Origin of the sequence: Streptomyces sp. NPDC085866 (assembly GCF_044541035.1) — a bacterium.
In the GTDB taxonomy this organism is placed as follows: Bacteria; Actinomycetota; Actinomycetes; order Streptomycetales; family Streptomycetaceae; genus Streptomyces.
This window is the reverse complement of the sequence record NZ_JBITSQ010000010.1, coordinates 89,090-110,096: the sequence shown is the minus strand read 5'-3', so window position 1 is coordinate 110,096 and position 21,007 is coordinate 89,090. Positions and strand designations below refer to the sequence as shown.

The following is a 21,007-nucleotide window of genomic DNA, read 5'->3' as shown; positions in this document are numbered from 1 at the left end:
CTTACAGCTTCATCAGGCTGGCGTCGTCGACCGAGGCCGAGTGGCGGGTACGGAACAGCGACACGATGATCGCGAGGCCCACCACGACCTCCGCGGCGGCGACGACCATCGTGAAGAAGGCGATGATCTGGCCGTCGAGGTTGTCGTGCATCCGGGAGAAGACGACGAACGCGAGGTTGCAGGCGTTGAGCATCAGCTCGATGCACATGAACACGACGATCGCGTTGCGCCGGATCAGCACCCCGGTCGCGCCGATGGTGAACAGAAGAGCGGCGAGGTAGAGGTAGTTGACTGGGTTCACTTCGACGTCTCCTCGGACCGCTTGAACGTCGTCGGCTCGATCTCGGTCCGCTCCAGGCGCTCCTCGGCGCGCTGTTCCAGGGCCCGCAGGTCGCCCAGCGCCTCCGCCGACACGTCACGGATCTGGCCGCGCTCACGCAGCGTCTTGTTGACGGTCAGCTCGGAGGGGGTGCCGTCGGGCAGCAGGCCCGCGATGTCCACGGCGTTGTGCCGGGCGTAGACACCGGGGGCGGGCAGCGGCGGCAGGTGCTTGCCCTCGCGGACGCGCTGCTCGGCCAGCTCGCGCTGCGTCCTGGCGCGCTCGGTGCGCTCGCGGTGAGTGAGCACCATGGCGCCGACGGCGGCCGTGATCAGCAGGGCGCCGGTGATTTCGAAGGCGAAGACGTACTTGGTGAAGATGAGGGCGGCGAGGCCCTCCACGTTGCCGTGCGCGTTCGCCTGGCCGGTGCCGTTGAACTCCTTCAGGGAGGCGTTCCCGATGCCGGCGAACAGCAGGACGCCGAAGCCGACCCCGCACAGGAGGGCCAGCCAGCGCTGGCCCTTGATGGTCTCCTTCAGCGAGTCCGCGGCCGTGACGCCGACGAGCATCACCACGAAGAGGAACAGCATCATGATCGCGCCGGTGTAGACGACGATCTGCACGATCCCGAGGAAGTAGGCGCCGTTGGCGAGGTAGAAGATCGCCAGGATGATCATGGTCCCGGCGAGGCTGAGCGCGCTGTGCACGGCCTTCTTCATGAAGACGGTGCCCAGGGCGCCGATCACCGCGATCGTGCCGAGGACCCAGAACTGGAAGGCCTCACCGGTGGAGGTGGTGTAGGCCGCGAGCTGCGGGCTCATGCGTCCACCTCCTGGTCTTCGGGCTTCTCTCCCTTGGAGTCGGCCACCTGCCGTACGGTCCCCGGCGCGGCCTCTGTCACCAGGCCCCGGTAGTAGTCCTGTTCGTCGGTCCCGGGAAAGATCGCGTGGGGCGTGTCGACCATGCCCTCTTCGAGGCCGGCGAGCAGCTGCTCCTTGGTGTAGATGAGGTTCGCGCGGCTGGAGTCGGCCAGTTCGAACTCGTTGGTCATCGTCAGCGCGCGCGTGGGGCACGCCTCGATGCACAGCCCGCACAGGATGCAGCGGGCGTAGTTGATCTGGTAGACGCGGCCGTACCGCTCGCCCGGGGAGTAGCGCTCCTCGTCGGTGTTGTCGGCGCCCTCCACATAGATGGCGTCGGCGGGGCAGGCCCAGGCGCACAGCTCGCAGCCGACGCACTTCTCCAGGCCGTCCGGATGGCGGTTGAGCTGGTGCCGTCCGTGGAACCGCGGAGCCGTGGTCTTCTGCTGCTCCGGGTACTGCTCCGTCAGCCGCTTCTTGAACATGGCCTTGAAGGTCACGCCGAAGCCGGCCACGGGGTTCTGGAAACCGGGCTTGGTCTCCTTGGGCTCCTCAGCCATCGGACGCCTCCTTTCCATCCGAAGATCCGTCACTGACAGTGTCCGACCCGCCACTGACAATCAGCTCCCGGTCCCCGCGCGAGCGGCGCCTCGGCACCGGCGGCAGTTCCTGTCCGGGCAGCGGCGGTACGGGGAATCCGCCCGCCATCGGGTCGAACCCGGGCTGCTGGGCGGCGGGCTGCTCGGCCGTCTTCGCCTTCTCGCGGAACATGTCGGCGATGAAGGAGATCAGCAGCAGGGCCAGGATCCCGCCGCCGACGTAGAGGGCGATGTCGGCGAAGTCGTAGTTCTCGTTGCGCAGCGCCCGCACGGTCGCGACGAGCATGAGCCAGGTCACCGAGACCGGGATGAGGACCTTCCAGCCGAGCTTCATCAGCTGGTCGTAGCGCACGCGCGGGAGCGTGCCGCGCAGCCAGATGAAGAAGAACAGCAGCAGCTGGACCTTGATGACGAACCAGAGCAGCGGCCACCAGCCGTGGTTCGCGCCCTCCCAGAAGGTGCTGATCGGCCACGGGGCGCGCCAGCCGCCGAGGAACAGGGTGGTCGCCACGGCCGAGACCGTCACCATGTTCACGTACTCGGCGAGCATGAACATCGCGAACTTGATCGAGGAGTACTCGGTGTTGAAGCCGCCGACCAGGTCGCCCTCGGACTCCGGCATGTCGAAGGGGGCGCGGTTGGTCTCGCCGACCATCGTGACGATGTAGAGGATGAAGGAGACCGGCAGCAGCAGGATGTACCAGCGGTCCTGCTGCTGTTCGACGATCGTCGACGTCGACATCGACCCGGAGTAGAGGAACACGGAGGCGAACGCGGCGCCCATGGCGATCTCGTAGGAGATCATCTGCGCGCAGGAGCGCAGGCCGCCGAGCAGCGGGTACGTGGATCCGGAACTCCAACCCGCGAGGACGATGCCGTAGATGCCGACAGAGGCGACCGCGAGGATGTAGAGCATCGCGATCGGCAGGTCGGTCAGCTGCATCGTGGTGCGGTGCCCGAAGATCGAGATCTCGTCGTCGGCCGGACCGAAGGGGATCACCGCGATCGCCATGAAGGCCGGGATGGCCGCGACGATCGGCGCGAGGATGTAGACCACCTTGTCCGCGCGCTTGACGATGATGTCTTCCTTCAACATCAGCTTGATGCCGTCGGCGAGCGACTGGAGCATGCCCCAGGGGCCGTGCCGGTTCGGGCCGATGCGCAGTTGCATCCAGGCGACGACCTTGCGCTCCCAGACGATGGAGAACAGCACGGTCACCATCAGGAAGGCGAAGCAGAACACCGCCTTGATGACGACCAGCCACCAGGGGTCGCGGCCGAACATCGAGAGGTCATCAGCGGCGAGGTACGGGCTCATGCCTCCACCTCCTTGGGGGCCGCGTCGGCACGTGCCGCCGGGCCGATGCGGACGAGGGAGCCGGGCTGCGCGCCGGTGTCGGAGGCGACGCCCGAGCCGACGGAGTTCAGCGGGAGCCAGACCACCCGGTCGGGCATCTCGGTGACCTGGAGGGGGAGTTCGACCGTGCCGGCCGACCCGGTGACGGCGAGGAGATCGCCGTCCCTGACGCCGGCCTCGGCGGCGGTCGCCGACGACACGCGCGCGCGTGCGGCGTGCCGGGTGCCGGCGAGCGCCTCGTCGCCCTCCTGCAGGACACCGTGGTCGAGCAGCAGCCGATGTCCGGCGAGTACGGCCTCACCCGCGGCGGGGCGGGGCAGCACGGCCGCGGTCTCCATGGGCTCGGAGGCGCGCGGGCCGTCCCAGGCGCCGAGCCGGTCGATCTCCGCGCGCGCGGTGCGCAGGTCCGGCAGGCCCAGGTGGACGTCCATGGCGTCGGCCAGCATCTGCAGCACGCGCCCGTCGGTCGGGGCGAGGCGGCGGGTCATCTGGTCGGGCTTGAGCGCGGCCTCGAAGAGGCGGACCCTGCCTTCCCAGTTGAGGAAGGTGCCGGCCTTCTCGGCGACCGCGGCGACCGGCAGGACCACGTCGGCGCGCTCGGTGACCTCGCTGGGCCGCAGCTCCAGCGACACCAGGAAGCCCACGCTGTCGAGCGCCTCACGCACGCGTGCCGGTTCGGGCAGGTCGGCTGCCTCGACACCGGCGACCACCAGGGCCGACAGTTCGCCGGTGGCGGCGGCCTCGATGATCTGGTGGGTGTCGCGGCCGTAGCGCAGGGGCAGTTCGGAGAGCCCCCAGACGGCGGCGACCTCCTCCCGCGCGCGCGGGTCGGTCGCCGGGCGGCCGCCCGGCAGCAGCGACGGCAGCGCGCCCACCTCGACGGCGCCGCGCTCGCCCGCCCGCCGCGGGATCCACACCAGCTGTGCGCCGGTCGCGGAGGCGGTGCGTACGGCGGCGGTGAGTGCGCCGGCCACCGCGGCGAGCCGCTCTCCCACGACGATCACCGCGCCCTCGGCGCGCAGGGCCTCGGCGGCCTTCGTGCCGGGCTCCTCCAGGCCGACACCGCTCGCGAGGGCGTCCAGCCACTCGGTCTCGGTGCCGGGAGCGGCCGGCAGCAGCGTGCCGCCCGCCTTCTCCAGGCCGCGGGTGGCATGTGTGGCCAGCGAGAACACCTGCTGCTTGTGCTTGCGCCAGGCCTTGCGCAGCCGCAGGAAGACGCCGGGCGCCTCCTCCTCCGACTCGAACCCGACGAGCAGGACGGCGGGCGCCTTCTCCAGGGAGGTGTACGTGACACCCGTACCGTCGAGGTCACGGCCGCGGCCGGCCACCCGGGCCGCCAGGAAGTCGGCCTCCTCGCCGCTGTGCACGCGCGCGCGGAAGTCGATGTCGTTCGTGTCGAGCGCCACGCGCGCGAACTTGCTGTACGCGTAGGCGTCCTCGACGGTCAGGCGGCCGCCGACGAGGACACCGGCCCGGGAGCGTGCGGCGGTCAGCCCGCGCGCGGCCGCTTCCAGCGCCTCAGGCCAGGAGGCGGGCTCCAGGACACCGTCGGCATTGCGTACGAGCGGGGTGTCGAGGCGGTCCTTGAGCTGCGCGTACCGGAACGCGAAGCGTCCCTTGTCGCAGATCCACTCCTCGTTGACCTCGGGGTCGTTGGCGGCGAGCCGTCGCATGACCTTGCCTCGCCGGTGGTCGGTACGGGTCGCGCAGCCGCCGGAGCAGTGTTCGCACACCGAGGGCGAGGAGACGAGGTCGAAGGGACGCGAGCGGAAACGATAGGCCGCGGAGGTGAGCGCGCCGACCGGGCAGATCTGGATGGTGTTCCCGGAGAAGTACGACTCGAAGGGATCGCCTTCGCCGGTGCCGACCTGCTGGAGCGCGCCCCGCTCGAGCAGCTCGATCATCGGGTCGCCCGCGACCTGGTTGGAGAAGCGGGTGCAGCGGGCGCACAGCACGCACCGCTCACGGTCGAGCAGCACCTGGGTGGAGATCGGGACGGGCTTCTCGTACGTCCGCTTGCGGCCTTCGAAGCGGGACTCCGCGTTGCCGTGCGACATGGCCTGGTTCTGCAGCGGGCACTCGCCGCCCTTGTCGCAGACCGGGCAGTCCAGCGGGTGGTTGATGAGCAGCAGCTCCATCACACCGTGCTGCGCCTTCTCGGCGACCGGGGACGTGAGGTGAGTCTTCACCACCATCCCGTCCGTACACGTGATCGTGCAGGACGCCATCGGCTTGCGCTGGCCCTCGACCTCGACGATGCACTGACGGCAGGCACCGGCCGGGTCCAGGAGGGGGTGGTCGCAGAAGCGGGGGATCTCGATGCCGAGCTGCTCGGCGGCGCGAATGACCAGGGTGCCCTTGGGCACGCTGATCTCCACGCCGTCGATCGTCAGCGTGACGAGGTCCTCAGGCGGGACCGCCGCCTCTCCCCCTCCGGAGGGAGCGCTGGTGGTCACAGTCATGCGTTCACCTCCGGGCGGTCGGCCCAGGCCGTCGACTTTGCCGGGTCGAAGGGGCAGCCCCGGCCCGTGATGTGCTGCTCGTACTCCTCGCGGAAGTACTTCAGCGAGGAGAAGATCGGTGAGGCCGCGCCGTCACCGAGGGCGCAGAAGGACTTGCCGTTGATGTTGTCGGCGATGTCGTTCAGCTTGTCGAGGTCGGACATGACGCCCTTGCCGGCCTCGATGTCCCGCAGCAACTGCACCAGCCAGTACGTCCCTTCACGGCACGGTGTGCACTTGCCGCAGGACTCGTGGGCGTAGAACTCGGTCCAGCGGGTCACCGCCCGCACCACGCAGGTCGTCTCGTCGAAGCACTGCAGGGCCTTGGTGCCGAGCATGGAACCCGCGGCGCCCACTCCCTCGTAGTCGAGCGGGACGTCGAGGTGCTCGTCGGTGAACATCGGTGTCGAGGAGCCGCCCGGCGTCCAGAACTTGAGGCGATGCCCGGGCCGCATGCCGCCGCTCATGTCGAGGAGCTGGCGGAGCGTGATGCCGAGCGGCGCCTCGTACTGGCCGGGGCTCGCGACGTGACCGCTGAGCGAGTAGAGCGTGAAGCCGGGCGACTTCTCGCTCCCCATCGACCTGAACCATTCCTTGCCGTTTTTCAGAATGGCGGGAACCGACGCGATCGACTCGACGTTGTTCACAACAGTCGGGCAGGCATAGAGCCCTTCGACCGCAGGGAAAGGGGGACGCAGCCGCGGTTGACCACGGCGGCCTTCGAGCGAGTCGAGCAGCGCGGTCTCCTCACCGCAGATGTACGCGCCGGCGCCGGCGTGCACGGTGAGTTCGAGGTCGAGTCCGCTGCCCAGGATGTTCTCGCCGAGGTATCCCGCCGCGTAGGCCTCGCGCACGGCCTCGTGCAACCGCCGCAGAACGGGGACGACTTCACCACGCAGATAGATGAAGGCATGCGACGACCTGATGGCATAGCACGCGATCACAATGCCCTCGATGAGGCTGTGCGGGTTCGCGAAGAGGAGCGGGATGTCCTTGCAGGTCCCGGGCTCCGACTCGTCGGCGTTGACAACTAGATAGTGCGGTTTTCCATCACCCTGGGGAATGAACTGCCACTTCATTCCGGTCGGGAATCCCGCGCCGCCGCGCCCGCGCAGACCTGAGTCCTTGACGTACGCGATCAGGTCGTCCGGCGACATGGCGAGCGCCTTGCGGAGCCCCTCGTACCCCTCGTGCCTCCGGTAGACGTCCAGAGTCCAGGACCGGTCCTCGTCCCAGAAGGCCGACAGCACGGGTGCGAGCAGCTTCTCGGGGCTGGTGTCCTTGAGTTCGGTCACGGTCATCACTCCCCCTCCTCCTCGGCCCGGCCCGCGGACGGAGCGTCCTGTGGTTCCTGGCCGCGCGGATGGACCACGCGCGCGGGTGCGGCCTCTCCCCTTGCCAGGCGAAGGCCCACCAGCGAGGCGGGTCCCGCACCGCCGCTCTCCTCGACGGCCCCTGGCCGCTCGTCGGGGAAGCCGGCCAGGATCCGCGCGGTCTCCTTGAAGGTGCACAGCCGCGCCCCGCGCGTGGGCTGCACGGGCCGTCCGGCGCGCAGGTCGTCGACCAGACGCTTGGCGCTGCCGGGGGTCTGGTTGTCGAAGAACTCCCAGTTGACCATCACGACCGGCGCGAAGTCGCAGGCCGCGTTGCACTCGATGTGCTCCAGGGTGACCTTGCCGTCGTCGGTGGTCTCGCCGTTGCCGACGCCCAGGTGCTCCTGGAGGGTCTCGAAGATCGCGTCGCCGCCCATCACCGCGCACAGCGTGTTGGTGCACACGCCCACCTGGTAGTCACCGGACGGCCTGCGCCGGTACATGGTGTAGAAGGTGGCGACGGCGGTGACCTCCGCCGTGGTCAGGTTCAGCATGTCCGCGCAGAACTGCATTCCGGTGCGCGTGACATGCCCTTCCTCCGACTGCACGAGGTGGAGCAGCGGCAGCAGGGCGGACCGGGAGTCCGGGTAGCGCGCGATCACCTCGCGCGCGTCCGTCTCCAGCCGGGCTCGGACGTCGTCCGGGTACGCGGGTGCGGGCAGTTCGGGCATGCCCAGGCTGACGCCCCGCTCCGAGGAACTGGTGGTCACCGGTCGACGCCTCCCATCACGGGGTCGATGGACGCCACGGCGACGATGACGTCGGCGACCTGGCCGCCCTCGCACATCGCCGCCATGGCCTGCAGGTTGGTGAAGGACGGGTCGCGGAAGTGGACCCGGTAGGGGCGGGTGCCTCCGTCGGAGACGGCGTGCACCCCGAGTTCGCCCTTGGGCGACTCGACGGCCGCGTACGCCTGTCCGGGCGGGACGCGGAAGCCCTCGGTGACCAGCTTGAAGTGGTGGATCAGGGCCTCCATGGAGGTGCCCATGATCTTCTTGATGTGGTCGAGGGAGTTGCCGAGTCCGTCCGGTCCCAGGGCGAGCTGGGCGGGCCAGGCGATCTTCTTGTCGGCGACCATGACCGGGCCGGGCTGGAGCCGGTCCAGGCACTGCTCGACGATCCTGAGCGACTGGCGCATCTCCTCCAGGCGGACCAGGAAGCGGCCGTAGGCGTCGCAGCTGTCGGCGGTCGGGACGTCGAAGTCGTACGTCTCGTAGTCGCAGTACGGCTGGGCCTTGCGCAGGTCGTGCGGCAGGCCGGCGGAGCGCAGGATCGGGCCGGTGGCGCCGAGGGCCATGCAGCCGGCCAGGTCGAGGTAGCCGATGTCCTGCATACGCGCCTTGAAGATGGGGTTCCCGGTGGCGAGCTTGTCGTACTCCGGGAGGTTCTTCTTCATCTTCTTCACGAACTCGCGGATCTGGTCCACCGCGCCGGGCGGCAGGTCCTGGGCGAGTCCGCCGGGCCTGATGTACGCGTGGTTCATGCGCAGGCCCGTGATGAGCTCGTAGATGTCGAGAATCATTTCACGATCACGGAATCCGTAGATCATGATCGTGGTGGCGCCCAGCTCCATGCCGCCGGTGGCGATGCACACCAGGTGGGAGGACATCCGGTTCAGCTCCATCAGGAGCACCCGGATGATCTTGGCTCGCTCGGTGATCTGGTCCTCGATGCCGAGGAGCTTCTCGACCGCGAGGCAGTAGGCGGTCTCGTTGAAGAAGGACGTCAGGTAGTCCATGCGCGTCACGAACGTGGTGCCCTGCGTCCACGTGCGGTACTCGAGGTTCTTCTCGATGCCCGTGTGGAGGTAGCCGATGCCGCAGCGGGCCTCGGTGACCGTCTCGCCCTCGATCTCCAGGATCAGACGGAGCACTCCATGGGTGGACGGGTGCTGGGGACCCATGTTGACGACGATGCGCTCGTCGTCGGCGCGGGCCGCGGACTGGACGACCTCGTCCCAGTCGCCACCGGTGACCGTGTACACGGTGCCCTCGGTGGTCTCGCGCGCCGAAGCGGCGGAGGCCGCGGATGCTGACTGCGTGCTCACGAGTACGACCTCCGCTGGTCCGGAGCCGGGATCTGGGCGCCCTTGTACTCGACGGGGATGCCGCCGAGCGGGTAGTCCTTGCGCTGCGGATGGCCCTGCCAGTCGTCCGGCATCATGATCCGCGTCAGGGCCGGGTGACCGTCGAAGACGATCCCGAAGAAGTCGTAGGTCTCGCGCTCGTGCCAGTCGTTGGTCGGATAGACGGAGACCAGGGACGGAATGTGCCGGTCGCTGTCGGGGGCGCTGACCTCGAGGCGGACGAGCCGGTTGTGGGTGATCGAGCGCAGGTGGTACACGGCGTGCAGCTCGCGTCCCTTGTCGCTCAGGTAGTGGACGCCGCTGACGCCCGTGCACAGCTCGAAGCGCAGGGCCGGGTCGTCGCGCAGGGTGCGGGCGACGCGGACCAGGTGCTCGCGTTCGATGTGGAAGGTGAGCTCGTCCCGGTCGACGACCGTCTTCTCGATGGCGTTCTCCGGGAGGAGGCCCTGCTCCTCCAGGGCGCCCTCCAACTCGTCGGCGACCTCGTCGAACCAGCCGCCGTAGGGCCGGTTCGCCGGTCCCGGGAGTCGGACGGAGCGGACCAGGCCTCCGTAGCCGGAGGTGTCGCCGCCGTTGTCGGCGCCGAACATGCCGCGCTGGACGCGGATCTCCTCGCCGCCCTGGCCGCGCTGGCCGGGGAGGTTGGAGGCGGCGAGGTCCTTCTCGGGGTTCACCCCGTTCGCGGACCCGTTCGCGCCGTTGGTGCCGTTCGCGTCGCTCACCGCAGCAGCCCCTTCATCTCGATCGTGGGCAGGGCCTTGAGCGCCGCCTCCTCCGCCTCGCGGGCCGCCTCCTCGGCGTTCACGCCGAGCTTGGAGGTCTGGATCTTGTGATGGAGCTTGAGGATCGCGTCCATCAGCATCTCGGGCCGCGGCGGACAGCCGGGGAGATAGATGTCGACGGGGACGATGTGGTCGACGCCCTGGACGATCGCATAGTTGTTGAACATGCCGCCCGAGGAGGCGCAGACGCCCATGGAGATCACCCACTTGGGGTTGGGCATCTGGTCATAGACCTGCCTGAGCACCGGCGCCATCTTCTGGCTGACCCGGCCGGCGACGATCATCAGGTCCGCCTGGCGCGGCGAGCCGCGGAAGACCTCCATGCCGAAGCGCGCGAGGTCGTAGCGGCCGGCGCCGGTGGTCATCATCTCGATGGCGCAGCACGCCAGGCCGAAGGTGGCGGGGAAGACGGACGCCTTGCGCACCCAGCCCGCGGCCTGCTCGACGGTGGTCAGCAGGAAGCCGCTCGGCAGCTTTTCTTCGAGTCCCATGTCTCTAAAGGCCCCTCAGTCCCATTCCAGGCCGCCGCGCCGCCATACGTACGCGTACGCGACGAAGACGGTGAGCACGAAGAGCAGCATCTCCACGAGCCCGAAGATCCCCAGGGCGTCGAAGGTGACGGCCCAGGGGTAGAGGAAGACGATCTCGATGTCGAAGACGATGAAGAGCATCGCCGTCAGGTAGTACTTGATGGGGAAGCGCCCGCCGCCGGCCGGCGTGGGGGTCGGCTCGATACCGCACTCGTAGGCCTCGAGCTTGGCGCGGTTGTACCGCTTCGGACCGATCAGCGTGGCCATGACCACGGAGAAGATCGCAAAGCCTGCCCCGAGGGCTCCCAGTACGAGGATGGGCGCATACGCGTTCACCGCTCCTCGCTCCTCTCAGTCGGCACTGACTGGTGGCGGTTGCACTGGGCTCACACCCGCCTCACCGGTCCCACGAGCCCCGCTCGTCCCGGGCGAAGATCGAGAACATGTGAAGCAGGTCACAAGCCCAACTGCCTCGCATCTTATGCCCGCCACTCTGTGATCTGCGACACGGGGTATTACACAAGCTTTGTGATCTCCACCACCTGACGAAGGATCATGAAGTCGGATGATGGGTGATCTTCGTACGCGAAGCGTTCAGGTGATCACCAGAAGTGACATTTTCGCTCGTCATTGCAGGCCGGAGGGGTCGTCTCAATATCAAGAGAGTTCCGCTGCATGCAAATTGGTGCTGGGCCCGGCGTCCTGATAGAGGACCGCGTTCACACATCAGAGGGAGCTCCGAGGCGAGATGTGGACGCGCGGCGAATGCGTGCACACGTTCACGAGCTCCCGCCCGCGCGTGACGCCGCCCTTCCGGTAACCGTTCCGTGACCTCCGCCACATTCATGAGAGCGGTCTGAGAACCGGGCTTGGCCATCCACCCGAACCAGTGGTAGGTGCGGGGCAATTCGGACGTAATGATCAAAGACCGTGATCAAGGGCTTGATCACGGTCGTCCGCAATGTCCGTTACGGCGTCAATAAAGAGCGACACGCCCGGGCTTCGAGGTCTCGATTGAACAACTGTGGCGCAGCACACGTTTCTTGAAGATATGAAGGAGCCCCTGGTACCGGTTATTCCCATGTCCCACACCGCTCACATACGCAGCCACCGGAAGCCCCGCCGCAGCAGCGCGTCGACCATCGCCGTGCGGGCCGGAGTTGCCGGTGGCGTCCTCAGCACCCTGGCAGTCGCCGGGGCGTCCGGTTCGGCGAACGCGGCCGAGCCGGTGACGCAGACCCTCGAACTGCCCACCCTGACGGCCGACCTGGCCGATCAGGTCGCCCAGTCCGCGGACGCCACGCAGCAGGCCGCCGCGAACTACCAGCTGCAGGCCGAGCGTGATCAGGCCGCCGCAAACGCCGCGAAGCAGGCCAAGTCGGACCTCGCGGACGCGAAGCAGAAGGCGGCGGAGGCCAAGAAGAAGGCTCAGGAGGCTGCCCGCAAGGCCGCCGCCGAGCGTGCCTCGCGCAGCGCGGAGCGGACGACGCTCTCCACCACGGCGAGCACCTCCACCAGCACGTCCACGGCCACCGGTTCGGCCGCGGCGGTCCTCGCCTTCGCCAAGGCGCAGATCGGCAAGAGCTACGTTCTGGGCGCCTCCGGCCCCAACGCGTGGGACTGCTCCAGCCTCGTGCAGGCCGCCTTCAAGCAGGTCGGCATCAGCCTGCCGCGGGTCTCCCAGGACCAGTCGACCCAGGGCACCCAGGTCTCGCTGAGCAACCTGCAGCCGGGCGACATCCTGTACTGGGGCAGCGCGGGCAGCGCGTACCATGTGGCGATCTACGCCGGCGACGGCATGTTCGTCGGTGCGCAGAACCCGTCCACGGGCATCGTGGAGAAGCCGCTGTCGTACGACCCGCCGACCGGCGCCGTGCGGGTGCTCTGAGCACTCGGCACACCACTCACGCGCGTAGGGCCGCAGCCGCTCGGGGGCAGCGGCCCTTCGGGCTCATCTCGCCCTCTCATCTCCAGTGCGATCCGGGCATATTCGCCCCATTGGGCTCATCCCAGGTCGAAGGTGTTGGGTAGACCGAGCCGGTAGCGCAGCTCGTCGACGCGCTTGAGGGCTTCCATCTCGGGCGGGCGGAACAGTTTCCGGATCCGCCAGCGCTCGGCGTCCGAATTGTCCGCGTCCGGAAGAGCGTTGACAGCCCGGCGCGCGGACTCGTTGGAACCCTCCATCGTCCTTGGTGCAGGCGCGGGCCGTCTTGCCGTACAGGATGCCGGGCTTGTCCCATTCGGAGATGATCGCGGACAGGCAGTCGTGGGCCTGTCCGTCCCCGTACTCGCGCGGAACTGGACGCCGGCCATCCACGGTCTTCAGCGCGTCGCAGCGGCCGAGCCGAGGGTCGGCGGCGCGCAGGGCCCGGCCCCAGGTCGCGCGGGCGTGTTCGACGGGCAGCGCGGAGACGTAGTGGTCGGCGGTGACCGTGCGCTCCTGGCCGCCGTCCCGGGCCGAGACGCGGATGCCGCTCACTCGACCGCCGTCGTACACCACCTCCCGCACCTGGGTCCCGAGCACGAACTCGACGCCGAAGGAGCGCAGGTGCTTCTCCCAGGGGTCGATCCAGGCCTCACTCGTGGGGGCGTTGAGGACACGGTCGGCGTCGCCGTCCATGCCGCGGCCGAGCAGGCCCCACAGGAGCAGGGCCTCGATGATGACGCGGCCGACGATGGGGGCACCTCCCTGCTCGAGCGAATCCGAGAGCTTGGGGAAGGGTGGACGCGATCTCGGCGCGGGTGGCCACCAGGTTGCGGGTCTGGCCGATACCGAGGAGAACCTGGTTCTCCCTGCTCATCTCGCCGGCCCGGATGAGGTCCCACCACGCCGTCTTCTCCCACTGGTCCTCGCGGCGGGCGTCACAGCTGGTGAGACGGACCAGGAGGCGGTCGGCGAAGTAGGCGGCCGCATGGGCCGGCAGACGGCTGCCGAGATCCAGGACGGAGAGGATCTGGTCGCGGAGCCAGGACGGGGTGATGTCCCCGGGTGCGGGCGGGGTGGTGACCCGTCTCAGGGGGAAGTGCAGGTCCGGGCGGCCGGAGCCACGGGCGAACAGGGCCTCCGTGCCGCTGCGGAGGTTGTCGTGGACGCCGTTCGCGTTGCCGGGGGCGGGGATGCGGCGCATCGTGTCCGGCAGGTCCGGTAGAAACCGGGGAAGAGGCGGAAGCCGTGTTCGCCCGGGGGCGGTCTGCGGCCGCCGGTGCCCGTGCCGGGGACGTCCATCGAGCGGGCCTTGCCGCCGAGGTGGTCGTAAGTACTCGTAGACGGTGACGGCGTAGCCGCGTTCGGCGAGTTCGTGGGCGGCGCTGAGGCCGGAGGCTCCGCCGCCGAGGACGGCGACCCGCTTGCCGGCCGCCGGGGTCGCCGCGGCCGCCGTCGCGGCCGTCCCTGAGGCGGCACCGACCGCACCCCCGGCGACCGCACCCCCGGCGACCGCTCCCCCGGCCGCCGTCAGGAAGCGCCTCCGGGAGCGACCGCACGTGTCCGGCGCACCCCTGTGACTGCTGCGCGTGTTCTGCTGTCATGAGTCCCGGAGGGCAGGAAGGGGCGCCGGAGGCCGGAAGCCCGCTGCCCTGCCACCCACAGCATCCTCACAAACACAGGGAGACACAGCGATGCCACGCGTGTTCGTCCAGGGCAGCCCCGTCGGCCACTACCCGCGTCACGCCCCCGAAGCCGGGCGCGGGGCGGTGCGGCGTATCACCGAGGTCGGGGAGGAGGTGCTGCACAAGCCCTGCCGGGATGTCACGGAGTTCGGGCCCGACCTCGCCGCGCTCATCGACGACATGTTCCTCACCATGTATGTCGCCGAGGGGGCGGGACTGGCGGCGAATCAGGTCGGGGTCGATCTGCGCCTGTTCGTGTACGACTGCCCCGATGACGACGGAATCCGACATGTCGGCCACATCGTCAACCCCGTGCTCGAGACGCCCCTGAGCGGCCGGCGGCTGCTGGACGAGGGCGAGGGATGCCTGTCGGTGCCGGGCGCCGTCATGGCCGTACCGCGGCCGGACCGGGCCGTCGTGCGCGGGCAGGACAAGGACGGCGAAGCCGTGGTCATCGAGGGCACGGGGTACTTCGCGCGCTGCCTCGCCCACGAGACCGACCACACCAACGGGTACATCTACCTGGATCGACTCTCCAAGCGGGAGAAAAAGGACGCGCTGCGGCAGATGGCGGACCGGCGGGACGAGGTGTACGCCCGCCGGACCGCCAACGCGGCGGCTCTCAGCGCCTGATCACGACTTCGGGGCCACCTTGCTCAGGCCGTTGATGATGCGGTCCATCGCGTCGCCGCCCGTCGGGTCGGTGAGGTTCGCGAGGAGCTTCAGGGTGAACTTCATCAACTGCGGGTGGGTGAGACCGCGCTGGGCGGCGATCTGCATGACCTTCGGGTTGCCGATGAGCTTCACGAAGGCGCGGCCGAGGGTGTAGTAGCCGCCGTAGGTGTCCTTGAGGACGCGCGGGTAGCGCTGCAGGGCGATCTCGCGCTGGGCGGGCGTGGCCCGGGCGTGGGCCTGGACGATGACGTCGGCGGCGATCTGGCCGGACTCCATGGCGTAGGCGATGCCCTCGCCGTTGAAGGGGTTCACCAGGCCGCCGGCGTCGCCGACGAGCAGCAGGCCCTTGGTGTAGTGCGGCTGGCGGTTGAAGGCCATGGGGAGGGCGGCGCCGCGGATCGGGCCGGTCATGTTCTCGGGGGTGTAGCCCCACTCCTCCGGCATGGACGCGCACCAGGCCTTGAGGATCTCGCGCCAGTCCAGCTCCTTGAAGGAGGCGGAGGTGTTGAGCACGCCGAGGCCCACGTTGGAGGTGCCGTCGCCCATGCCGAAGATCCAGCCGTAGCCGGGCAGCAGCCGGTCCTGGGAGCCGCGGCGGTCCCACAGTTCCAGCCAGGACTCCAGGTAGTCGTCGTCGTGGCGCGGCGAGGTGAAGTACGTGCGCACCGCGACGCCCATCGGGCGGTCCTCGCGGCGGTGCAGGCCCATCGCCAGGGACAGGCGGGTGGAGTTGCCGTCGGCGGCGACGACGAGCGGCGCACGGAAGGTGACCTCGCGCTTCTCCTCGCCGAGCTTGGCGGTCACGCCAGTGATGCGGCCCGTGCGGTCGTCGATGATCGGACCGCTGACGTTGCACAGCTCGAAGAGCCGCGCTCCCGCCTTCTGGGCCTGGCGGGCGAGTTGCTCGTCGAAGTCGTCGCGCTTGCGGACGAGACCGTAGTTCGGGTAGGCGGCGAGATCCGGCCAGTCCAGCTGGAGGCGCGAGCCGCCGCCGATGATGCGCAGGCCCTTGTTGCGCAGCCAGCCGGCCTCCTCGGAGATGTCGATGCCCATGGCCACGAGTTGCTTGACCGCGCGCGGGGTGAGGCCGTCACCGCAGACCTTCTCCCGGGGGAACTCGGTCTTCTCCAGCAGGAGAACGTCGAGTCCGGCCTTGGCGAGGTGGTACGCGGTGGTGGAGCCGGCTGGCCCCGCGCCCACGACGATCACATCGGCGGTGTTGTCGGAGAGGGGCTCGGTCACGGCGGGATCTCCCCAAGGTTCGAAATCTGCGTGCCGACCGGCACTGGACATGGGCAGTCTATTCAGCAGAATTGATCACCCGGCTGAAGGGCTGCCCCGTGAACCGAGCTCTACCCGCAGTACAGCTGCGAGTGCCCACCGACGAGGACGCGTTCGCCTGGCACCGGGCCTTCGACGACCCCGAGGTCATGGAGTTCCACGGCGGCAGGTCCGCCGAACTCTCGGTCTACGAGGAGCTGACCGCCCGCCAGCGCCGGCACGACGCGGAGCGGGGGTTCTGTCTGTGGTCGGTGCTGGACGACTCCGGTGACGTCGTCGGTTTCACGGGGGCCCAGCCGTGGCCGCACGAGTGGGGGCCGTCGGGCGAGATCGAGATCGGCTGGCGGCTCGGCCGGACGCACTGGGGCCGGGGATACGCCTCTGCGGCCGCCGAGGCGACCCTGGAGCGGCTGCGGACGCTGGGGGTGCCGCATGTGGTGGCGATGGTCGACGCACGCAACGAGCGCTCCATCGCGGTCACCCGGCGCCTGGGCATGCGGCTCGCGGAGACGTTCGTGACCCCGTCCTCGAAACGCGAGGGACGCTGCTACCGACTTGATCTGTGACCCAGAGTAATCAAGTGTTACAGAAAGCCACATGACGCTTCCGGGTGGCACGTGACCGAGTTACCCTGCCAGTACCGCTGGGGGTGACATCTGTGCACATAACACCCAAAACACCCGAAGTGCGCGTTCCTCGTCTGGTCGGCCTCATGGCCGTGGACGCGCGCGAGACGGCCCAGGCGCGGGGTCTGTTCCTGAACGCGCCGGACCGCCCGGACTTCCACCTCACGGTCGTCGACTACGTCGTACGGCAGTACCCGCAGCCCGGCGCCGAGGTGCCGCGGGACTCCATGGTGTACGTGTGGTTCGACTTCGGTGAGGGCGAGGGCGGCGGAGGCGTGCGCGAGCCACGCATCCCACGGCCACCCAGAGGCGGAATGCAGCGCGAACTGGGCGAGCCCGGCGACGCCTTCGAGATGATCGACCGGTGAGACGCCGGCACCCCCCGCCGGGGCTCAGCTCTCCTTGAAGCCCCGGTGCAGCGTGACCACACCGCCGGTCAGGTTGCGCCAGGCCACCTTCGACCAGCCCGCCTTGCGCAGCCGCTCGGCGAGCGCGGGCTGGTCGGGCCAGGCGCGGATGGACTCGGCGAGGTAGACGTACGCGTCCGGGCTCGAGGACACCGCGCGCGCGACCGACGGCAGGGCCCGCATCAGGTACTCGGTGTAGACGGTCCGGAACGGCGCCCACGTCGGGTGCGAGAACTCGCAGATCACCACCCGGCCGCCGGGCCGGGTCACCCGGTACATCTCGCGCAGCGCCGCGTCCGTGTCCTGCACGTTGCGCAGCCCGAAGGAGATCGTGACGGCGTCGAAGGTGTCGTCCTTGAACGGCAGCCTCGTCGCGTCGCCCGCCGTGAACGGCAGCCAGGTGTGCTTCTTCTTGCCGACCTGGAGCATCCCCAGCGAGAAGTCGCAGGGGACCACGTACGCGCCCGTCTGCGCGAAGGGCAGCGAGGAGGTCGCCGTACCGGCCGCGAGGTCGAGGACCTTCTGCGCGGGACGCGCGTCGACCGCCTTCGCCACCTCCTTGCGCCAGCGCCGGTCCTGGCCGAGCGACAGCACGTCGTTCGTCAGGTCGTACCGTTCCGCCACGTCGTCGAACATCGAGGCGACTTCGTGCGGCTGCTTGTTCAGGGAAGCGCGGGTCACCCGCCCATTCTTGCAGCACGGCCTCCCGGGATCAGTCGCGGCTTCTTCTTCGCGGCCACGTCCTCCCCCCCAGCCGCACGCCAGGACGAAGCCGGCGATCAGGACCCAGCCGATGCCGAACATGAACCACTGGCTCTCCAGTCGTCACGAGCCGGTCGGTCCGCCGGAGTCGGGTGAGCCTGGCGAAGTCGATCCGGAAGTACGCCTCTGTCCACATCAGCAGCAGCACGAAGCCGGCCGACCAGAAGGCCTGCGCGAGCGGGTTCTCGTCGAGGTCGTACGTGCCGAAGCCCGCCTGGTGCGAGAAGGCGTACCAGCCGCCGTACCCGAGCGCGGCGAGCGAGCGGACGACCACCGCGAGGGGCTTCAGGCGCTGCAGCACCCCGTCGCGGTGTGCGAAGCCGAGGATCCAGCAGAAGAGGTACGTCGACAGGTCCCACAGGGCGCTGCCGAAGCGGTTGTCCGGGCCCGGCCAGAGGAAGTTCGACACCAGGACCGGGGTGAGGGACAGCAGCAGCACCGGGACGGGGGCGAGCCTCGGCGACCGACTGCAGCGGGGTGAATCAGGGTCCGGGGGGCGTTCGCGCAGGCGTTCGCGGGCTGAACCGGCGTTCCCCGATACGAGCCGTGATCAGCGGCCGCGGTACACCAGCCGCCCTCCGATCACGGTCGCCACGCAGGTCCCGGCGCCACGCCGGACCAGTTCGGCGCGGTCCGCGACATCGAACACGGCGAACCGGGCGGGACCGCCCGGCACCAGCCTCGGCAGCAGGATGAGCGGGGTCGGGGACAGCGCCGCCGGGCCGGGAAGACGGTCCGGCCGCTGTCCCGTCGCGAGCCCGGCTCTGCGCACCGCGTCGAGCACGGCCCGCGACCGCAGCTCCCCGGCCACCGCCACCGTGCCGTGCGCCAGCATCCGCTGCACCCCGCGCCGCGCGCTCGCGCCGAGGCGAGCGGGGTCGGTACGGAGGAGCTCCCGCGCCCGTTCCCCGCCGATGGGCTCGGTACCGAGGGCATCGGCCTCGCGCGGGTCGGGATGGTACGTGGCCTCCAGCAGCTCCGGGCCGTACGGGTTCATCAGCCCCGGCGTCAGGATGCCGGGCCAGCGCCGCACCCTCGCCCGCGGGTGGGCGGCGGCCAGTTCCTGGTACGGGCCGACGGCGGCGACGGACGCCCCGTCGACCACGACCGCCGCCTCGGGCGACTGCTCGGCGACGTGAAGTGTCAGCACGGAACCCCTGATCGGCTCTAGTTGGACGCCAGCAGCTTCAGCTCGGGGTGAGCCGTGCCGCCCTCGATCGCCGTGGACGAGATGTGCGACATCACCCGCTCGTCGACGGGGTCGTTCGCCGGGTCGTCGTGCACGACGAGGTGCTCGTAGGTCGTGGCGCGCTGGGCCGGGACGCGGCCCGCCCTGCGGATGAGGTCGATGATCTCGAGCCGGTTGGAGCGGTGCTTGGCACCGGCCGAGGAGACCACGTTCTCCTCCAGCATGATCGAGCCGAGGTCGTCCGCGCCGTAGTGCAGGGACAGCTGGCCGACCTCCTTGCCGGTGGTCAGCCACGAGCCCTGGATGTGCTGGACGTTGTCCAGGAAGAGGCGGGCGATCGCGATCATCCGCAGGTACTCGAAGAGCGTGGCCTGGGTGCGGCCCTTCAGGTGGTTGTTCTCGGGCTGGTAGGTGTACGGGATGAAGGCGCGGAAGCCGCCCGTGCGGTCCTGCACGTCCCGGATCATGCGCAGGTGCTCGATGCGCTCGGCGTTCGTCTCGCCCGTGCCCATGAGCATGGTGGACGTGGACTCCACGCCCAGCCGGTGCGCGGCCTCCATGATCTCCAGCCAGCGCTCGCCGCTCTCCTTGAGGGGCGCGATGGCCTTGCGGGGGCGGGCGGGCAGCAGTTCGGCGCCGGCACCCGCGAAGGAGTCGAGACCCGCCTCGTGGATCCGGGTGATGGCCTCCTCGACCGACACCCCGGAGATCCGGGCCATGTGCTCGACCTCGGAGGCGCCCAGCGAGTGGATCACCAGCTGCGGGAAGGCGTCCTTGATGGCCTTGAAGTGCTTCTCGTAGTACTCGACGCCGTAGTCCGGGTGGTGGCCGCCCTGGAACATGATCTGGGTGCCGCCCAGCTCCACGGTCTCCGCGCACCTGCGCAGGATGTCGTCGAGGTCGCGGGTCCAGCCCTTGGCGGTGTCCTTCGGAGCCGCGTAGAAGGCGCAGAACTTGCACGCCGTGACACACACGTTCGTGTAGTTGATGTTGCGCTCGATGATGTACGTCGCGATGTGCTCGATGCCCGCGTACTTGCGGCGGCGCACGGCGTCGGCGGCGGCGCCCAGCGCGTGCAGCGGGGCGTCGCGGTAGAGGACGAGCGCCTCTTCCGGGGTGATCCGCCCACCGGCAGCGGCACGGTCGAGGACAGACTGGAGGTCGGCCTTCTCGGTCACCAGAGGTCCCTTTCGTCAAGGGTTTCAATCATGGGCAGTGCGCGAAGCGCTCGTTCAGGGCGGTGGTGGGAGACGGGTGGGCGGACTGATCCAGCCTACGCCAGGCGTTTCGGCCGTCTGCGCTCAGGCCGCGTACGCGCCGATCAGCAGTCCGGCGAAGGCTCCGGCGAGGAGGAAGGGCCCGAACGGGATCGCCGTCCTGCGGCCCGCCCGTCGCACGACGACGAGGGCGCCGCCGTACAACGCCCCGAGCAGGAAGCCGGCGAAGGTGCCGAGCAGGACCGTCGGCCAGCCGTACCAGCCGAGGACGGCGCCCGTGCCGAGGGCCAGTTTCACATCACCGAAGCCCATGCCGGCCGGGTTGATCAGGTACAGCACGTAGTAGCCGCCGCCGAGCGCGAGGGCGCCGTACAGCGCGGTGAGCCAGTGACCTGCGTGCTCGGGCAGCAGCGCGACGAGGCCGAGCAGGGCGAGCCCGGCGGCCGCGAGCGGCAGGGTCAGCGGGTCGGGCAGCCGCCGCACCCGCAGGTCGACGGCGGCCAGCAGCACCCACACCGGCGCGAGCAGCAGCCAGACCCCCAACTCGGGCCGGGTGCCGGTGGCGGCGGCGAGGGCGGCGCAGGTGAGGGCGGTGACGGTGGCCAGGGCGGCGGACGCGTCGTCCGGCGTCCGCGCGCACTCGCCGCACCGTGCCCGGCCGAGCCACCCGCGGATCGGGTGGCCGTCCGGGCACCGCTCCCGCCACGGCTCCTCGTCCGGGGCGGCGAACCGGTAGGCGGCCCGGGGCAGCAGCGCGCCCGCCACCGCGCCCCACAGCGCCGCGACGAGGACCAACGCGCCCATGCTCACGGGGAGATCCTAGGGAGTGCGGCC

Annotated in this window: 20 protein-coding genes and 2 pseudogenes; 4 read left to right on the top strand and 18 right to left on the bottom strand. The window is 69.6% G+C overall.

The annotated features are described in order from the left end of the window. Window position 1: 1 nt before the first annotated feature. The 11 genes from nuoK to ACIF83_RS25690 are packed head-to-tail and all read right to left on the bottom strand — an operon-like array spanning window position 2 to window position 10,743. A complete protein-coding gene (gene nuoK, locus ACIF83_RS25740) occupies window positions 2-301 on the bottom strand; it encodes an NADH-quinone oxidoreductase subunit NuoK (protein WP_386577119.1) in 300 nt (99 codons plus the stop codon). Further along, entirely contained in the window at window positions 298-1,140 is an 843-nt protein-coding gene (locus tag ACIF83_RS25735) for an NADH-quinone oxidoreductase subunit J (RefSeq protein WP_398136918.1), read from the bottom strand. Before ACIF83_RS25735 ends, nuoK begins: the two co-directional genes overlap by 4 nt. Next, window positions 1,137-1,739: an NADH-quinone oxidoreductase subunit NuoI gene (nuoI, locus tag ACIF83_RS25730; RefSeq protein WP_393467411.1), complete on the bottom strand. Its 603-nt coding sequence runs from the start codon at window positions 1,737-1,739 to the stop codon at window positions 1,137-1,139. The genes ACIF83_RS25735 and nuoI overlap by 4 nt, the downstream gene beginning before the upstream one ends. Beyond that, on the bottom strand, window positions 1,732-3,096 hold the full coding sequence (gene nuoH, locus ACIF83_RS25725) for an NADH-quinone oxidoreductase subunit NuoH (RefSeq protein WP_399730330.1): 1,365 nt from the start codon (window positions 3,094-3,096) through the stop codon (window positions 1,732-1,734). Before nuoH ends, nuoI begins: the two co-directional genes overlap by 8 nt. Continuing rightward, entirely contained in the window at window positions 3,093-5,597 is a 2,505-nt protein-coding gene (locus tag ACIF83_RS25720; RefSeq protein WP_399730327.1) for an NADH-quinone oxidoreductase subunit G, read from the bottom strand. The genes nuoH and ACIF83_RS25720 overlap by 4 nt, the downstream gene beginning before the upstream one ends. After that, window positions 5,594-6,937: an NADH-quinone oxidoreductase subunit NuoF gene (gene nuoF / locus ACIF83_RS25715; RefSeq protein WP_393467403.1), complete on the bottom strand. Its 1,344-nt coding sequence runs from the start codon at window positions 6,935-6,937 to the stop codon at window positions 5,594-5,596. The genes ACIF83_RS25720 and nuoF overlap by 4 nt, the downstream gene beginning before the upstream one ends. Next, window positions 6,937-7,719, bottom strand: coding sequence for an NADH-quinone oxidoreductase subunit NuoE (gene nuoE / locus ACIF83_RS25710; RefSeq protein WP_393467400.1), 783 nt, complete (start codon window positions 7,717-7,719; stop codon window positions 6,937-6,939). The genes nuoF and nuoE overlap by 1 nt, the downstream gene beginning before the upstream one ends. Further along, the gene (locus tag ACIF83_RS25705) at window positions 7,716-9,056 is read right to left on the bottom strand and encodes an NADH-quinone oxidoreductase subunit D (protein ID WP_399730323.1); all 1,341 of its coding nucleotides are present in this window, start codon (window positions 9,054-9,056) and stop codon (window positions 7,716-7,718) included. Before ACIF83_RS25705 ends, nuoE begins: the two co-directional genes overlap by 4 nt. Next, window positions 9,053-9,817, bottom strand: a complete 765-nt coding sequence (locus ACIF83_RS25700; RefSeq protein WP_393467394.1) for an NADH-quinone oxidoreductase subunit C — start codon at window positions 9,815-9,817, stop codon at window positions 9,053-9,055. Before ACIF83_RS25700 ends, ACIF83_RS25705 begins: the two co-directional genes overlap by 4 nt. Further along, complete coding sequence (locus tag ACIF83_RS25695) at window positions 9,814-10,368, bottom strand: NADH-quinone oxidoreductase subunit B family protein (RefSeq protein WP_023547484.1); 555 nt, start codon at window positions 10,366-10,368, stop codon at window positions 9,814-9,816. The genes ACIF83_RS25700 and ACIF83_RS25695 overlap by 4 nt, the downstream gene beginning before the upstream one ends. Window positions 10,369-10,383: 15 nt before the next feature. After that, entirely contained in the window at window positions 10,384-10,743 is a 360-nt protein-coding gene (locus tag ACIF83_RS25690) for an NADH-quinone oxidoreductase subunit A (RefSeq protein ID WP_003992243.1), read from the bottom strand. Between the two features lie 745 nt (window positions 10,744-11,488). On the opposite strand from ACIF83_RS25690, the gene ACIF83_RS25685 reads away from it, so the two are divergent. Beyond that, complete coding sequence (locus tag ACIF83_RS25685; RefSeq protein WP_393467390.1) at window positions 11,489-12,295, top strand: C40 family peptidase; 807 nt, start codon at window positions 11,489-11,491, stop codon at window positions 12,293-12,295. A 116-nt stretch (window positions 12,296-12,411) separates the two neighbouring features. Here ACIF83_RS25685 and ACIF83_RS25680 read toward each other — a convergent pair. After that, window positions 12,412-13,865 (bottom strand): annotated as a pseudogene (locus tag ACIF83_RS25680) (FAD-dependent oxidoreductase). Window positions 13,866-14,025: 160 nt separating this feature from the next. Between ACIF83_RS25680 and def the strand changes: the two are divergent. Beyond that, window positions 14,026-14,649 carry a peptide deformylase gene (gene def, locus ACIF83_RS25675; RefSeq protein WP_398136914.1) on the top strand — a complete coding sequence of 208 codons (624 nt, stop codon included), beginning with the start codon at window positions 14,026-14,028 and terminating at the stop codon, window positions 14,647-14,649. Here the strand turns inward: def and ACIF83_RS25670 are convergent, their stop codons facing one another. Beyond that, window positions 14,650-15,984, bottom strand: coding sequence for a geranylgeranyl reductase family protein (locus ACIF83_RS25670; protein WP_399730318.1), 1,335 nt, complete (start codon window positions 15,982-15,984; stop codon window positions 14,650-14,652). A 47-nt stretch (window positions 15,985-16,031) separates the two neighbouring features. On the opposite strand from ACIF83_RS25670, the gene ACIF83_RS25665 reads away from it, so the two are divergent. Both ACIF83_RS25665 and ACIF83_RS25660 read left to right on the top strand, forming a co-directional pair. Beyond that, window positions 16,032-16,538 carry a GNAT family N-acetyltransferase gene (locus ACIF83_RS25665; protein ID WP_393467380.1) on the top strand — a complete coding sequence of 169 codons (507 nt, stop codon included), beginning with the start codon at window positions 16,032-16,034 and terminating at the stop codon, window positions 16,536-16,538. 119 nt (window positions 16,539-16,657) lie between these two features. Then, window positions 16,658-16,966, top strand: coding sequence for a PASTA domain-containing protein (locus ACIF83_RS25660; protein ID WP_386577105.1), 309 nt, complete (start codon window positions 16,658-16,660; stop codon window positions 16,964-16,966). A gap of 24 nt (window positions 16,967-16,990) precedes the next feature. On the opposite strand, the gene ACIF83_RS25655 is transcribed toward ACIF83_RS25660, so the two are convergent. The 5 genes and pseudogenes from ACIF83_RS25655 to ACIF83_RS25635 all read right to left on the bottom strand — a co-directional run bounded on the left by ACIF83_RS25655 (window position 16,991) and on the right by ACIF83_RS25635 (window position 20,977). Then, window positions 16,991-17,686, bottom strand: coding sequence for a demethylmenaquinone methyltransferase (locus ACIF83_RS25655; RefSeq protein ID WP_393467377.1), 696 nt, complete (start codon window positions 17,684-17,686; stop codon window positions 16,991-16,993). After that, window positions 17,683-18,248, bottom strand: a pseudogene (locus tag ACIF83_RS25650) (acyltransferase); the annotation flags it as partial. The pseudogene ACIF83_RS25650 and the gene ACIF83_RS25655, both read right to left, overlap by 4 nt. 69 nt (window positions 18,249-18,317) lie before the next feature. Beyond that, complete coding sequence (locus tag ACIF83_RS25645) at window positions 18,318-18,917, bottom strand: imidazolonepropionase-like domain-containing protein (protein WP_393467374.1); 600 nt, start codon at window positions 18,915-18,917, stop codon at window positions 18,318-18,320. A 17-nt stretch (window positions 18,918-18,934) separates the two neighbouring features. Continuing rightward, complete coding sequence (gene mqnC / locus ACIF83_RS25640; RefSeq protein ID WP_393467371.1) at window positions 18,935-20,134, bottom strand: cyclic dehypoxanthinyl futalosine synthase; 1,200 nt, start codon at window positions 20,132-20,134, stop codon at window positions 18,935-18,937. Window positions 20,135-20,257: 123 nt separating this feature from the next. Next, window positions 20,258-20,977, bottom strand: coding sequence for a prepilin peptidase (locus tag ACIF83_RS25635; protein ID WP_393469731.1), 720 nt, complete (start codon window positions 20,975-20,977; stop codon window positions 20,258-20,260). Between the last annotated feature and the right edge of the window lie 30 nt (window positions 20,978-21,007).

Coding starts and splice junctions, on each gene's coding strand:
- ACIF83_RS25735 (WP_398136918.1), bottom strand. CDS start 1,140: ATGAGCCCGCAGCTCGCGGCCTACACCACCTCCACCGGTGAGGCCTTC.
- nuoI (WP_393467411.1), bottom strand. CDS start 1,739: ATGGCTGAGGAGCCCAAGGAGACCAAGCCCGGTTTCCAGAACCCCGTG.
- nuoH (WP_399730330.1), bottom strand. CDS start 3,096: ATGAGCCCGTACCTCGCCGCTGATGACCTCTCGATGTTCGGCCGCGAC.
- ACIF83_RS25720 (WP_399730327.1), bottom strand. CDS start 5,597: ATGACTGTGACCACCAGCGCTCCCTCCGGAGGGGGAGAGGCGGCGGTC.
- nuoF (WP_393467403.1), bottom strand. CDS start 6,937: ATGACCGTGACCGAACTCAAGGACACCAGCCCCGAGAAGCTGCTCGCA.
- ACIF83_RS25695 (WP_023547484.1), bottom strand. CDS start 10,368: ATGGGACTCGAAGAAAAGCTGCCGAGCGGCTTCCTGCTGACCACCGTC.
- ACIF83_RS25685 (WP_393467390.1), top strand. CDS start 11,489: ATGTCCCACACCGCTCACATACGCAGCCACCGGAAGCCCCGCCGCAGC.
- def (WP_398136914.1), top strand. CDS start 14,026: ATGCCACGCGTGTTCGTCCAGGGCAGCCCCGTCGGCCACTACCCGCGT.
- ACIF83_RS25670 (WP_399730318.1), bottom strand. CDS start 15,984: ATGTCCAGTGCCGGTCGGCACGCAGATTTCGAACCTTGGGGAGATCCC.
- ACIF83_RS25635 (WP_393469731.1), bottom strand. CDS start 20,977: ATGGGCGCGTTGGTCCTCGTCGCGGCGCTGTGGGGCGCGGTGGCGGGC.